Annotated in this window: 5 protein-coding genes; all 5 read left to right on the top strand. The window is 32.1% G+C overall.

The annotated features are described in order from the left end of the window. Position 1 precedes the first annotated feature (1 nt). The 5 genes from BUB01_RS03365 to BUB01_RS03335 all read left to right on the top strand — a co-directional run bounded on the left by BUB01_RS03365 (position 2) and on the right by BUB01_RS03335 (position 16,782). A complete protein-coding gene (locus BUB01_RS03365) occupies positions 2–2,020 on the top strand; it encodes a S8 family peptidase (RefSeq protein ID WP_072985269.1) in 2,019 nt (672 codons plus the stop codon). A gap of 121 nt (positions 2,021–2,141) precedes the next feature. Then, positions 2,142–3,992, top strand: a complete 1,851-nt coding sequence (locus tag BUB01_RS03360; protein WP_072985268.1) for a S8 family peptidase — start codon at positions 2,142–2,144, stop codon at positions 3,990–3,992. A 29-nt stretch (positions 3,993–4,021) separates the two neighbouring features. Then, complete coding sequence (locus tag BUB01_RS23790; protein WP_072985267.1) at positions 4,022–5,863, top strand: S8 family serine peptidase; 1,842 nt, start codon at positions 4,022–4,024, stop codon at positions 5,861–5,863. A gap of 225 nt (positions 5,864–6,088) precedes the next feature. After that, positions 6,089–11,245 carry a S8 family peptidase gene (locus tag BUB01_RS22680; protein WP_084108267.1) on the top strand — a complete coding sequence of 1,719 codons (5,157 nt, stop codon included), beginning with the start codon at positions 6,089–6,091 and terminating at the stop codon, positions 11,243–11,245. A 236-nt stretch (positions 11,246–11,481) separates the two neighbouring features. Then, a complete protein-coding gene (locus BUB01_RS03335; RefSeq protein ID WP_341422250.1) occupies positions 11,482–16,782 on the top strand; it encodes a S8 family peptidase in 5,301 nt (1,766 codons plus the stop codon). The last annotated feature ends 161 nt before the right edge of the window (positions 16,783–16,943 follow it).

Here is a 16,943-nt window from a genome sequence, read left to right as displayed (position 1 = left end):
GGTGATTTATATATATAGAATAGAACCAAAACCGTATGTTACTGTTGAGTATGAGGGAGATATTGTTGGATCTGCAAAAAAAGATGGTAATACTAAAGCCTTTATAATTGATGATAAACGTGCAATATTGGAATATGAAGGAGAAATTAAGGAAATTACGGAGAAATTTTCTAAAGAAGGTGTAACTATTAATATAATTCCTAATCTTACAGAACATGAATTTTTTGCTTTGCCACAAGGGACTTTTGCTACTATAGAATATCAAGGTGATGCTATTGGTGCTGCAAAAAATATTCCCAATGCTAAGATTACTCTTCTTGATAAAAAACGTGCAATTTTATCAGTTGTAGGTGATGCAGATGATATACAAGATGTAGTTAATCAGCTTTCAGATGTAATTCTTTATTCGGTGCAAACAGTACTTCATACAACCTGTGACATTTCACCAATAGAGGCTGCTGGAGCAACTATATTCCATAATAGTGTTTATTTACCTTTAGATGGGAATGGAGTTGTAGTAGGAATTGTTGATACTGGAATAGATTATTTAAATGAAGAATTTATTAATGAAGATGGCACTTCAAGAGTTTTAGCTATTTGGGATCAAATAAATGATACAGGAAAGCAGCCACCAGATTCTTTTGGAGGTAGTGAATATAGTAATGAAGATATAAATAGAGCAATTCAGGCTAAAAAAAATGGCGAAGATCCTTATAAAATAGTACCATCTAAAGATACAGATGGACATGGTACTAGTATGGCATCTATTATAGGAGCAAGGGGAGTAAATCCAGATATTATTGGGGTAGCGCCAAGCTGTGACTTAGCTATTGTGAAATTATATTTTGCACCTGATACTATAAGAGACGATTTTGGAGTATATGGAAATAGAGTGGCTTTTTCAACTTCTGTAGTATTTTCAGGTATTAAGTATTTGTATGAGCTTGGTATTAGGCTAAAAAAACCTATGGTAATATTTGTAGGGGTGGGAGCCAATATAGGTCCTCATAATGGCTTATCATTTATTGAAAGATATATAGATGAAATTTCAAAAGTAAGGGGAATAGCTGCAATTGTACCAACAGGAAATCAGGGAAATAGTGAAACTCATGTATCAGGTAAGATAATTAAAAAAGGAGATACTAAGAATATTGAGCTTAAGATAGGCAAAGGACAAATTAATATAAAGTTTGAGATATGGATTAGTAAACCAGATAAATTTGCATTATCGATTATTTCGCCTTCTGGTGAAATAATTGAAAGAATACCACCTACTCTTGAAAAGAGAGTAGAAGTTAAATTCCTTTATGAAAGTACAAAAATATATGTAGAATATTCTATACCAGAAGTTTTAACTGGTGAAGAGAGAATTACGATTAAAGGTAGAAACATGAGGGAAGGAATATGGATTTTTAAGCTCATAGGTGAACTAGTCATATCTGGAGAATATGACGCATATTTAATTCAAAGAGAATTATTAGCTCCAGAAACAAAGTTTTTAAATTCAGAACCTTATGAAACTTTAACCATACCATCAACGTCATCTTATGCTATAGCAGTAGGGTTTTATAATCAAAATAACAATTCTGTTGTAGCTCAATCTGGAAAGGGATATACAAGGGATAATAGAATTAAACCGGATTTAGTGGCTGGTGGAATAAATGCTATGGCAGCTACTATAGGAGGAGCTACAAGAATGATAAGTGGGTGTAGCGTAGCAACAGCTATTGTTGCAGGTTGTTCTGCACTTATATTTCAGTGGGGTATTATTAATGGAAATGATACAAATTTATATTCTACAAAGCTCAAAACATATTTAATAGGAGGGACAATAAAACGAGAAGGTGATATATATCCTAATAGGGATTTTGGATATGGAATACTTAATATGAAGGGAATATTTGATAATATTAGATTGAAGCCTACTAATTTTATAAGTAGAAATTATAGAGATGAAGAGATGATAAAGTATGAAATTGAATATTATATAGGCAAATTGTTTATTAGATTACCATTATAATAAAAAAAAGTAAAATTATTAAAGATGGATATTTTACTATAAAATGAGCTCTTTTTAGGGGGAGATTTATATAAAAAGTGGGGAGTTTAATAAAACATCAGAAAAAGTAAGAGAGAGTAGTATGGAAGACTTAGGAAATATGCCTGATTATATATTTTTTACTTTACCAGATACGGTACTAACTGTAGTTGAATTTATGGGAGATATTATTGGAGCTGTACAAAAAATTCCTAATGCTCGTATTTTTATTGCTGATAAATATCGTGCGGTATTAGCAGTTAGGGAAAACTATAAAGAAGTGATTGATAAATTATCTGATGTACTTGTTTATCCTAATCCTAATGCTCTTTATACCTTATGTGATATTTCACCAATAGAAGCATCTGGATCCTCTCAATTTTATAATAGTACTTATTTGCCGCTAGATGGAACGGGAGTTCTTGTAGGAATCCTTGATACTGGTATAGACTATTTAAATGAAGAATTTATAAATGAAGATGGAACTACAAGAATTATAACTATTTGGGATCAAACTATTCCATGTGAAAAAGGAAAAAAATACTTGCACGGAGGTTGTGAGTATACTAGGGAAGATATAAATAAAGCTATTAAAGCAAAGAAAGATGGTCAAGATCCTTATAAAATAGTTGCATCAAAGGATGAAATAGGTCATGGTACTAGTATTGCCTCAATAGTAGGAGCAAAAGGAGTAAATCCAGAAGTTAGAGGTGTGGCACCTAGGTGTGATTTATCTATTGTAAAGTTAGCACCTAGTCCAAAAGCGTTTATTGAAGAGTTTGAAGCTTATGGTAATGCACCCACGTTTACAACTGCGGTTGTATTTTTAGGTGTAAAATATTTTTATGATTTATCTCGTAGGTTAAATAGACCAGTAGTAATACTTATACCAATAGGGGGATGTAGAGGAGGGCGTAATGGATTAGCAACTATTGAGAGATATATAGATGAGATTTCAAGGGTAAAAGGGATAACTGTGGTTGCAGCACTAGGTAATGAGGGAAATTCAGATAATCATACTTCTGGAACAATAGAGTCAGTAGGGGACATAAAGAGTATTGAACTTAAAATAGGTAAAAAACAAAAAAATATAAATTTTGAAATATGGGTTAATAAACCAGATAAATATTCAATGACCATTATTTCTCCTTCAGGAGAAGTATATAGTAACATATCACCTAGCCTTAACAAAACAATAGAAATAAAATTTTTATATGAAGGTACAATTATATATTTAGAATATGCTATACCAGAAATATCAACTGGAGAGGAAAGAATAACTATTATTGGTAAAGATATAAAAGAAGGAATATGGTCTTTTAATCTTATAGGGGAAGTTGTTATAACCGGTAAGTATGATGCATATTTGATTCAACGTGAATTATTAGCTCACGAAACAAAATTTTTAAATTCCAATCCATACAGAACATTAATGATACCATCTTCTAGTCTATATAGTATATCAGTTGGTTACTATAATCAAAATAATAACTCTATTGACATTAATTCAAGTAGAGGATATTCAAGAGATGGGAGAGCAAAGCCAGAATTGGTAGCAGGTGGAGTAAATGCCTTGGCAACTACTACAGGGTCTAAAACACAAGTTATCAGTGGATCTAGTGTAGCAGCTGCAGTAGTAGCAGGATGTGCAGCACTCATATTTCAATGGGCAATTATTAATGGAAATGACACAAGTTTATATGCAACAAAAGTTAAAACTTATTTGATAGGAGGTACTGTAAAACCTGAGGGAAAGGAATATCCAAATCCAGAATGGGGATATGGAATTATTAACATGAAGTTAGTTTTTGATAATATGAGAGTAAAAAATAAAGAAGATATAATTAGAGATAATTTGCAAGGTAATCATATATTGAAAAATAAAACTGAAGATGAAGGTGCAATGGATAAAAAAGAATATTATGTAGGGAAGTTATTTATAAAGTTACCTTAATATTTATATAGTTCTATTCTTAGGAGGAGATTAAAATAGAAGCAAATAAAACTAACACTCAATTAAATTTATTAAGTAAAATACCAGAACAGTTATTATATAAAGTGGTTCAATTAGCTGAAAATGAGAAAATTAATAAAGGGAACATAGAATTAGTAGTCTTATTTGGAGACAATGTAGAAAAGGTAGCAAAATCTGTAGAGCAAATAGGAGGAACTTTTGAAAATTTAGGTTTTGGCTTTGGTATTATTACATTAAAGGCTGATGATATAAGAAAAGTATCTCAAATAGAAGGAGTACAGTATGTGGAAGTACCTAAGGTATTATTTACATCAGATTTAGAAAGTAATAAAGCCTGTTGTGTGCCAAATGCTTGGGAGAGGTATGGATTAAGTGGGGAGGGAGTATTGGTTGGATTTATTGATACTGGGATAGATTATACTCATCCAGCTTTCATAGATGAAGCAGGAAATACAAGAATTGATTTCATATATGATTTGGGTGAAAATAAAAAGGTTTATGATAAAGCTCAGATAAATGAAGCCTTAAAGTCATCTGATCCTTATGCCATTGTAAATGTAAAAGATCCAGTAAATCATGGAACACATGTAGCAGGAATAGCTACAGCAGGAGGCAAAGCTCAAAAGCAAAACTATGGAGTAGCTTTCAAAAGCTCTATTGCTATGGTCAAGATAACTAGATATGGGTTTCTAAATTTTGCTTTGAGCACTCAGATTATGAGAGGAATAAAGTTTCTGTTAGACAAGGCAAATGAGAATAATAAGCCTTTAGTTATAAATATCAGTCTAAGTACTAATGATGGTGCACATAATGGAACAAGTCTTTTAGAGCAATATATAGAGACTATATGTAGACTTGAAAGGGTTGCAATGGTTATTGCAGCTGGTAATGAGGGAGATGCAGCCCATCATGTTGGTGGAACGTTAAGTGATGTTAATACAATTCCTTTAAGTGTATCAGATTTTGAAGCATCAATAGCATTACAAATATACAAACCTCTTCTTGTTGATATTTCTATTGAAATAGAAAATTCATTAGGTGAGAGGAGTGGTGAAATAGTATTACGTACTGGATATAGGGAAGTTAATATAGGAGTTGATAAGTGTATCATTTATAATACAGGGCCTAAGCCTTTTGATATAAATGGAGAAATAACTGTAACCTTATTAGCTGGAGAACAATATTTAACAGGTGGAGAATGGAAGGTAACAATAAAGCCTCTTAATAAATATAGAGGAGTATATGATATATGGTTGCCTATTACAGAAGCACTTAGTCCTAAAACAAAGTTTCTTCAACCTGATGTTTATAATACTTTAGGTATACCAGGAACAGTTAGAAGTGCAATTACAGTTGGTAGTTATAATAATATGACTAATACTTTTTCTGCTTTTTCAGGTAGAGGAAAGCTTTATGAAACATCATTTACAAAGCCAGATATAGTAGCACCAGGAGAAGATATATTATCTACAGTATCAAATAATGGATTTGATACTAAATCAGGAACGTCAATGGCAGCACCTCATGTATCTGGAATATGTGCGTTACTTTTAGAGTGGGGAATAGTTAAGGGTAAAGATCCATTTCTTTATGGAGATAGACTTAAGTATTATCTTTCAAAAGCAGCTAAAAAAGATAGATTAGGAGTGTTATATCCTGATCCAAGTTGGGGATATGGTACGGTGTGTGCTTATGATTCTTTAGATTTATTAAGAGTGGCTAACGTTAGAGGAAACTTAAAAGACACTTATTATGAAGATATAGATAATACAAATAAGTCTATTAATGATGCTATAAAAGGTGAGAGTGAATATTATTTAGGAAGTTTGTTTGTGAGGTTATGTAAATGATAGTGTTCAAAATTAATAGTTTAGGATTTTAAATAGCTATGAAGGGAGGAGAGTGGTATAAAAGATAAAAAGTGTACTAAAACATATAATAGAGAAAACTCCTCTGACATTCCATTAGGAGATAATATAACATATGCGTTAGTAGAATATAGTGGTGATATAGTTAATGCAGTAAAGAAGTTTAGTAATGCAACAATTTTTATAGTTGATGAAAATCATGCTATATTGTCAGTTATAGATGATGAGGTAGATAATGTAGTTAATAAACTTTCTAGTGTGATAACATATAGAATTCCTAGTGCGATTTATACTTTATGTGCTATTTCACCAGTAGAAGCTTCAGGTGCGTTACAATTTTATAATAATGAATATTTACCCCTTGATGGAGCTGGAGTCATATTAGGTATATTGGATTCAGGAATAGATTATTTAAATGAAGAATTTATCAATGAAGATGGAACTTCAAAGATTTTGAGTATATGGGATCAGACTATTCAAAGTGGTAAAAAACCAGAAAAATATCCTTTAGGAAGCGAATATACTAGAGATGATGTAAATAATGCAATTAAAGCAAAAAGGGAAGGCAAAGATCCTTATTCTATAGTGCCATCAACAGACGAAATAGGTCATGGAACAAATATGGCGGGGATAGTGGGAGCTAGAGGTGTTAATCCACAATTTAGAGGAGCAGCACCAAGATGTGACTTGGCTGTTGTAAAGTTAATATCAGCAAGTAAAAAATTTATAAAACAATCATATATATATGAAAATATACCTTTATATTCTGTTATACAAGTATATCTAGGAATTAGATATTTATATGAGCTTTCTTTAAATTTAAAAAAACCAATTGTAATATTATTACCCCTTGGAACTAATTCAGGTTCTCATGATGGATTGGCTTTTAATGAGAGATTTATAGATGAAATTTCAAGAATTAGAGGAGTAACTGTTGTTGTACCAACTGGAAATGAAGGAGATACAGATACTCATACGTCAGGAGTAATATCACAGAATGGTGATGTAGGAAATATTGAACTTATAGTAGATAATAACCAAAAAAATTTAAGGTTTGAAATATGGATTTCTAAGCCGGATAAATTTACGTTATCTATTACTTCACCTTCTGGTGAAATAGTAGAAAGAATAGCGCCAATAAATAAAAAAATTACAGAGATTAATTTTATATATGAAAAAACTAAGATGTTTATTCAATATGTTAAACCAGAGGAGATAAGTGGGGATCAGAAAATTAGCATTACAGCAGTTAATATTACCGGAGGGATTTGGAATTTTAAACTTGTAGGAGAGTTTGTATCAGTAGGTAGATATGATGCGTATTTGCCTCAAAGAGTAGTATTAGCACCTAATACTAAGTTTTTAAGACCTGATCCGGATGGAACTTTGATGCTTCCGTCAACATCAAAGTATGCTATAACAGTTGGGTATTATAATCAAACCAATAATGCTATTGAAGTAGACTCTGGTAGGGGATATACAAGGGATGGAAGAATAAAGCCTGATATAGTGGCGGGAGGAATAAATGCATTAGCTGTATATGAAAAGAATAAAGTTATTAGTGGATCAAGTGTAGCAGCAGCAGTAGTGGCAGGGTGTTCAGCGCTTATTTTTCAATGGGGAATTATTGAAGGTAAGGATAAAGGAATGTATTCAATAAAACTTAAAACATATTTAATAAGAGGGGCATCGAAGAGAGAAGGGGATATATATCCTAATCCTCAGTGGGGGTATGGAGCTGTAAATATGAAGGGGGTTTTTGATAATATAAGAGGTTTGAGAGATGAGAATAGATTTGAACAAAATTTTAAATATCCTATTGATACAGAGCATAATTATTTTTTTGATCCAAATAATAAAATTGTTTTAATTGAATATACGGGAGATATAATTAAGGCTATGAAGAAATGGCCTAATAGTGAAGTATTTATAATAGATAACAAACGTGCATTAATAACAACACCAAATACAATTTATAATGAGGTATTAGGAGCAACACCTGAAATAGTTTATATTGAGGCAGATGCACCACTTTCTCTTTGTGATATTTCACCAATAGATGCATCTGGAGCTATTGAGTTCCATAATAACCCTTATATGTCTTTGGATGGAGAAGGTGTTCTTATAGGAATAATTGATACTGGCATAGATTATTTAAATGAAGAATTTATAAATGAAGATGGAACTTCTAGAATAGTAGCGCTTATGGATAGAGGAATTCCGGATAATAACTCTTGGCTTAGATGTGCTGTTTATAAAAGAGAGGATATAAATAAAGCTATACAAGCTAAGAGAAATGGAGAAGATCCATATAAAATAGTACCTTCTAAGGATGAAGTAGGCCATGGAACAAATATGGCTGGAATAATAGCTGCAAGGGGAGTTAATCCAAATTTGGTTGGAGTAGCACCTAGATGTGAATTAGCTATAGTAAAGGTAAGGAATGCATTTAAAAATTTTAGAGAAAGTTTTGCAATTTATGGAGATGAATTTGTGTGTCAAACTCAAGCACTAGTGCTTGGAGCAAAATTTTTATTTGAGATAGCGCTTGAATTAAAGAAGCCAATTGTAATATTTGCTCCATTGGGAACTAATGTGGGACCTCACAATGGAGAAGCATTTTCAGAAAAATATATAAATGAAATTTGTACTTATAATGGTGTAGGAGTTGTGATTCCTACTGGTAATCAGGGTAATACGGATACTCATACTTCTGGAGTAATAAGAAATAAAGGTGATGAAGCCACTGTAGAAATTCAAATAGGAAAAAATCAAAAAAATATAAGGCTTGAAATATGGATGTCTAAGCCGGATAAAATAGGGTTATCTATAGTGTCTCCAACAGGTGAAGTGATTAGAGATATATATCCAAAGCTTAAAACTTCCATGGATATAGGTTTTTTATATGAAGAGACTAAGATGAATATAACATATTCTTTACCTGAGGAACTTACAGGTGAACAAAAAATAGTTATTATGGCTAGAAATATTAGAGAAGGAATATGGCAATTTAAACTTATAGGAGAATTAATTATAGTTGGAAGGTATGATGTATGGACTTTACAAAGAGGACTTATAGCGCCTGATACAAAATTTCTTAATCCAACCCCTAACACTACTTTAACTACTCCAGGAACATCTAAAGCTGCAATCACTGCAGGGTTTTATAATCAGAATAATAATTCAATAGTTCCTGAATCAGGAAAGGGATATACAAGAGACAATGCAATTAAACCCGACTTAGTAGCAGGTGGAATTAATGCTGTTACTACTGCAGTTGGGGGAGGAACACAAACTATTACTGGGTCAAGTGTAGGAGCAGCTATAGTAGCTGGAGCTTGTGCTTTATTATTTCAGTGGGGAATTGTTTTGGGAAATGATATTACCATGTTTGCTGCAAAATTAAAGACATATTTAATAAGAGGAACTAGTAAGAGGCCTGGTGATGTTTATCCTAATCCTCAGTGGGGTTATGGAATTTTGGATATAAAAGGAATTTTTGATAATATTAGAGGAGAGGCTATGATTGAAAGTAGACAAGAAAATACTAAGATAAATTACTTTTTACAGCCTAATAATGTAAATACAATGGTTGAATATAGGGGAGATATAGTAGGTGCTATAACAAAATTTCCTAATTCAGCTGTATTTATATTAGATGACAGGCGTGCATTTATATCCTTGCCTTTAGACATAGTTAATAATGCTTTAAGAACAACTCCAGAAATAGTTTATGCAGATCCAGGTTCAGTTCTTACGTTGTGTGATGTATCACCTATAGAAATATCAGAGGCACCATTATTTCATGACAATAAATATTTACCATTAGATGGGTCTGGGGTAATTGTAGGTATAGTAGATACTGGAATAGATTATTTAAATGATGAATTTATAAATGCTGATGGAACATCTAGAATTATATATATTTATGATCAAACTATTCAAGGTACTGAAACGCCTAAGGGACATGTAGCAGGTTCTATATATACACAAGAGGACATAAATAAAGCTATACAAGTAAAGAAAAGTGGTGGAGATCCGTATGCTATAGTACCATCTAGAGATGAAATAGGACATGGTACAAAGATGGCAAGTATAATAGCAGCAGGAGAAAAAAATAAAGCCATTTTAGGGGTTGCACCTAAATGTAATTTAGCAATCGTTAAGCTTTTGGAAGGAAATCAAGCTTTTAGAAATATGTATGCAGTTTATGGAGATGCAGTTGCTTATAAAAATACTGCAGTATTTTTAGGTATAAAAGATTTGTTTGAATTATCAAATAATTTAAAAAAGCCTATAGTAATATATATTCCATTAGGCACTAATATGGGACCACATAATGGTGAGTCATACTTAGAAAGATATTCCGAAGAAATCACTAGAAATATTGGTGTTGTAGTAGTTGCGCCAACAGGAAATCAAGGAAATACATCAACGCACACATCTGGAACATTAAAAAATGCAGGAGATATTGGAATAATAGAGTTAAAAATAGGAGATAAGCAAAAGGATATAAGACTAGAAATATGGATATCAAAACCAGATAAAGTATCACTTTCAATAACATCTCCAACAGGTGAGGTTATTAGAAAGATTCCACCTAAGCTTAAAGAGGTTACAGATATTAACTTTGTATATGAAGAAACCAGAATGACTGTGGAGTACTCAATACCAGATGAAATAAGTGGAGAACAAAGAATAGTTATTATTGCAAGAGATATTAGAGAAGGAATATGGCAATTTAAACTTATAGGAGAATTGATTGTAGTAGGAAAATATGATGCATGGATATTACAAAAGGAGCTCATAGCTCCAGAAACAAGGTTTATTAGGCCTAATCCATATACGACACTTACTTTGCCAGGAACTACCCAAGCTGTAATAACAGCAGCTTACTATAATCAAAATAATAATTCAATTGTACCAGAATCAGGGAGAGGATTTACAAGAAATGATATGGTTAAACCTGATATCGCAGCAGGTGGTATTAATGCTGTTGTAACCAGTATAGGTGGAAATATAGAGGTTATTAGTGGTTCAAGTGTAGCTGGCGCTGTTGTAGCGGGTTCTTGTGCATTATTACTTGAATGGGGAATTGTTCAAGGAAATGATACTACAATGTATGCAGAAAAGTTGAAAACCTATTTAATAAGGGGAGCCAAACAGAGACCAGGTGATGTATACCCTAATCCTCAATGGGGATATGGAATGCTTAGTTTAAGGGGAGTTTTTGATAACATTAGAGTAAATAAGGAAGATGAATTAAATAAAAATGTGAACAGGTTTAAAGTGTCCATGAATGAATATTATATAAAAAGTTTATTTATAAGAATACCTAGTGATATTGTGCATAATATAGAATAATTAAAAAATAAAGTTAAGGTAATATAAAGTTATTTAGATAATTTTATAAGATTTTGATAGTAAGTTTTGATTTGTTTATTAAAAACACTGCTGGATTTATTTTACTTTAATGAAATGTATAAGTTAACTTTTAAACTAAAAAATTCTACATTAAACTCTTACTTTTTATGTGTTTAAAAAGTAAGTATTATTAAGTGAATTAGAGATTTTGGTATCCATTTAAGGAGGGGGTTAGCATAAAAAAGAATAGAAGTTATAAAAAACGAGATAGAGAGATTCCAGAGGATATCTTAGTTGGGCCTGAAGTTAGTTATGCTATAGTAGAATATTCTGGAGATATTAAGAGTGCTATAAGTCAATTTAAAGATATAAAAGTATTTATAATTGATGAAAATCGTGCTATATTATCAACCTCACTTCCTAATATAGATGATATAATTACTAAACTCTCCGACATAATCATTTATAGAAATACAACAGATATATATACCTTAAGTGCCGTTTCCCCAGTAGAAGCATCTGGAGCATTACAGTTTTATAATAATGAATATTTACCTTTAGATGGTTCAGGAGTAATAGTAGGAATAGTTGATACTGGGATAGATTATTTACAAGAGGAATTTATTAATGAAGATGGAACTTCAAGAATTATAACTATTTATGATCAAACTATTAATACAGGAAAGAGGGTTAGTGGGCAACCGTTTGGAAGTGAATATACAAAAGAGGAAATTACTGAAGCGATAAAGGCTAGAAGAGAGGGGAGGGATCCATACGCTATAGTACCTTCAAGAGATGAGATAGGTCATGGTACTAATATGGCAGGAATAGCTGGGGGTAGGGGACCCAATTCACGATATTTAGGAGCAGCACCAAGATGTGATTTTTCAATTGTAAAGTTACAACCTGCTAGTAATAAGGAGAGGGAAGAAGCATATATATATGGAAACGCACCAGCTTATACAAATATAGGAGTATATTTAGGAATAAAATATTTATATGATTTATCTTTAAATTTAAGAAAGCCGGTAGTAATTTTAGTGCCATTAGGTTATAGTATGGGATCTCATACAGGATTATCTGTTAACGAGAGGTATATAGACGAAATTTCTAGAATTAGAGGGGTAGGTGTCATTGTACCAACCGGAAATGAGGGGGATACTAATATTCATACTTCAGGGATAATAACAAAAGAAGGTGATGTGGCTAATATTGAACTTATAGTAGATGATAACCAGAAAAATTTAAAATTTGAAATATGGATTTCTAAACCAGATAAGTTAACTTTGTCAGTTACATCTCCTTCAGGAGAAATAGTTGAAAGAATAGCTCCAATAAATAAGAAAATTTCAGAGATTAATTTTATATATGAAAAAACAAGAATGCTTATTCAGTACCTAAAACCAGAAGAAATAAGTGGAGACGAAAAAATTAGTATTACAGCCTTGAATATGAGTGGAGGTATATGGAATTTTAAGATTGTAGGAGAATATGTATCTGTAGGTAGATATGATGCTTATTTACCACAGAGAGAAATACTTGCTCCAAACACAATGTTTTTAAGTCCTAATCCTGATGGAACCCTTACAATTCCATCGACTTCAAGATATGCAATAAGTGTTGGATATTATGATCAAACTAACAATGCTTTAGTAGTAGATTCTGGTAGAGGGTATACTAGGGATGGAAGGATAAAACCAGATTTGGTGGCTGGAGGAATTAATGCGATAGCATTGTATGGAAATTATAAAACAAAAATTATTAGTGGCTCTAGTGTGGCTGCTGCTGTAGTAGCTGGATGTTCAGCACTTATATTTCAGTGGGGGATTATTGAGGGAAAGGATAAAGGAATGTACTCAATAAAACTTAAAACTTATTTAATAAGGGGGACATTTAAAAGAGAAGGGGATGTTTATCCCAATCCTCAATGGGGATATGGGGCTGTAAATATGCAAGGTGTTTTTAATAATATAAGGGGCTTAAAGTATATAGAAAATAGAGTAACAGGAAAGGAAGAATATTTTTTTAAAGATGAGAATAAAATTGCTTTGACTGAATATAAAGGGGATTTGGTCAACGCTTTAAAAAATTATCCCAATACTGCTGTAGATATAGTAGATGAAACACGTGCATTAATATCAACACCATATGAACTTTATAATAATGTAATAAAAAGTACACCTGAAATAATTTATGCAGATATAGGTGAGCCTCTTACACCTTGTGATATTTCGCCTATAGAAGCGGCTGAAGGTACTTATTTTCATAATAATGTGTATCTACCATTAAATGGAGAAGGGGTAATAGTAGGAATAATAGATACAGGGATAGATTACTTAAATGAAGAATTTATAAATGAAGATGGAACAACCAGAATTTTATCGATTATGGATAGAGGTGTTTTAGGAGAAAACAAATATGGTCGTGCAATATATACAAGAGATGACATAAACAAGGCAATACAGGCTAAGAAAAATGGGGGAGATCCTTATGCCATTGTGCCATGCAAAGATGAAATAGGTCATGGTACAAATGTGGCTGGCATAGTTGCAGCTAGAGGTAATAATCCTAATTTAGTGGGGGTAGCTCCAAGATGTGAGTTAGCAATAGTAAAACTAAAACCAGCTGTTAAATCATTTAGAAGAGACTATTGTATTTATGGAGATGAGGTTGCATATCAAAGTATAGGTTTAGTAGTAGCTATAAAATATTTATCAGATTTAGCAGTTGAGTTAAAGAAGCCTATTGTAATATATTCACCACAGGGAAGTAATTTTGGTCCTCATAATGGAGAGTCATTTATTGAAAAATATATAAACTTACTTTCAACTTATAATGCTGTTGTAGTGGTTGTTCCTACTGGTAATCAGGGGAATACTGATACTCATACCTCCGGAATAATAAGAAATAAAGGAGATGAGGCTGTTGTAGAAATACAAGTAGGGAAAACTCAGCAAGATATAAGAATTGAAATATGGGTTTCAAAACCAGATAAGGTAGGATTATCAATAACATCGCCTACAGGTGAAGTTATTAGGGATATATATCCAAAACTTAAAACTTCTATGGATATTAGTTTTTTGTATGAAGAAACTAAGATGTCAATAGAATATTTTATACCTGAGGAATTAACAGGCGAACAAAAAATAGTTATTATTGCAAGGAACATTAGAGAAGGTATATGGCAGTTTAGGATTATAGGACAGTTAATTATAGTCGGTAAATATGATGTATGGATACTGCAGCGTAATCTTATAGCACCGGATACAAAATTTTTAAATCCAATTCCCACTACTACGTTAACTACTCCTGGAACTGCCAAAGGTTCAATAACCATAGGCTTTTATAACCAAAATAATAATTCTATTGTACCTGAGTCTGGAAAAGGATATACAAGAAATAATATGATTAAACCAGAACTTGTTGCAGGTGGGATTAATGCAATCACAACTGCTGTTGGGGGTGGAACTCAAACAATTAGTGGATCGAGTGTAGCAGCTTCTATAGCAGCGGGCGCATGCGCATTAGTTTTTCAGTGGGGAATTGTTCTTGGAAATGATACAACAATAACTTCTATAAAAATGAGAACTTATTTAACAAGAGGGACTAGTAAGAGAATAGGAGATGTGTATCCAAATCCACAGTGGGGATATGGGATGCTTAATATAAAAGGAATTTTCGATAATATTAGGGGAATTAATGATTCTAAAAATAGAGAAGAGGTGAAAAATAAAAATATAAATCATTTTTTAGATGAAAATAACCTTAATACTCTGGTTCAATATAAAGGTGATATAGTTAATGCAATAAGTAAATATCCAAATTCTCAGGTGTTTATAGTTGATGAAAAGAGAGCTTATGTTTCATTACCATATGATATATCAAGTAATGTATTAAGAATAACGCCAGAAGTAGTTTTTATAGATCCTGGATCAGCAGTTACATTATGTGACATATCTCCCATAGTGGCTTCAGAGGCACAGTTATTCCATAATAATCAATATCTTCCTTTAGACGGTTCTGGGGTTATTGTAGGCATAATTGATACAGGAATAGATTATTTAAATGAGGAATTTATAAATAAGGATGGAACTACTAGAATTATATCTATTTATGATATGACTATTCAAACAGAGCCGATTTCACCAGAGGTTTTTGCAGGTACTATATATACACAGGAAGATATAAATAAAGCAATACAAGCAAAGAGAAATGTAGGAGATCCTTATGCCATAGTTCCATCAAAGGATGATGTAGGACATGGAACAAGTATGGCAGGAATTATAGGAGCAAGTGGTATAAATCCAGAACTTGTTGGAGTAGCGCCAGGATGCAGCTTAGCAGTTGTTAAGCTTAGGCCAGATAATAAGGCTTTTAGACGTTTTTATGCAATTTATGGAGATGAAGTTGCTTATAAGAACACAACATTATTTTTTGGTGTAAGATATTTGTATAGATTAGCAGTGAAACTTAATAAGCCAATTATAATATATGTTCCTTTAGGGACGAATAATGGTGCACATAATGGAGAATCTTATGTTGAAAGATATTCAGAAGAGATTACTAAAAATATTGGAGTTGCAGTGGTAGCTCCAACAGGTAATCAAGGGAATACTTCAACCCATACTTCAGGAGTTTTAAAAAATTCAGGTGATATAGGTATTATAGAACTTAAAATAGGAAAAAACCAAAAAGATATACGTATCGAAATATGGGTTTCAAAGCCAGATAAGGTATCTCTTTCAATAACATCTCCTACAGGTGAAGTTATTAAAAAAATACCTCCAAAACTTAAAGAGGTTACTGATGTTAATTTTGTATATGAAGAAACTAGGATGACAGTAGAATATTTTATACCAGATGAAGTAAGTGGAGATCAAAAAATAGTTATTTTTGCAAAGGATATAAGGGAAGGTATATGGCAATTTAAAATTATAGGGGAATTGATTGTAGTTGGTAGGTATGATTCATGGATATTGCAGAGAAACCTTATAGATCCCGAAACAAGATTTCTTAGGCCTAATCCATACACAACATTGACACTTCCAGGAACTTCAAGTAGTGTGCTAACAGTAGCTTTTTATAATCAAAATAATAATTCAATAGTACCAGAATCAGGAAGAGGGTTTACCAAAAATGATATGATTAAACCGGATATTGCTGCAGGAGGAATTAATGCACTTACAACTGCTCCTGGGGGAGGAACTAGAATTATTAATGGTTCAAGTGTAGCTGGTGCTGTTGCAGCAGGTTCTTGTGCACTTTTATTTCAGTGGGGAATTATTGATGGTAATGATACTACAATGTACGCTCACAAGTTAAAGACCTATTTAGTAAGAGGTGCGGTACAAAGGCCTGGAGATGTATATCCAAATCCACAGTGGGGGTATGGAATGCTTAGTTTAAGAGGCGTTTTTGATAATATTAGATTGGAAAAAGAAGAAAGGATTGATAAGTATAGTAATAAGCAGCAAGAAATACTAAAAGAATATTATATAGGGGGGTTATTTGTAAGATTCCCTAAAGAATTTGTTTAAAGAAGTGCTTGAATTGTTATTAAAAGCTCCTATGATTTTCGTAGGAGTTTTTTTAAGTAAAGTATTAAATTATATATAAGAATATTTAATTTATTGTTGATAAGAAAATTATTATATTATAAGAATAAATATATTTTGTGCATTAACACAAGTAAAACTTT

This window comes from Clostridium cavendishii DSM 21758 (genome assembly GCF_900141845.1).
Classification (GTDB): Bacteria; Bacillota; Clostridia; order Clostridiales; family Clostridiaceae; genus Clostridium_AG; species Clostridium_AG cavendishii.
Note: the sequence above shows the minus strand (reverse complement) of the source record. Positions and strands in the feature narration are given on the sequence as shown.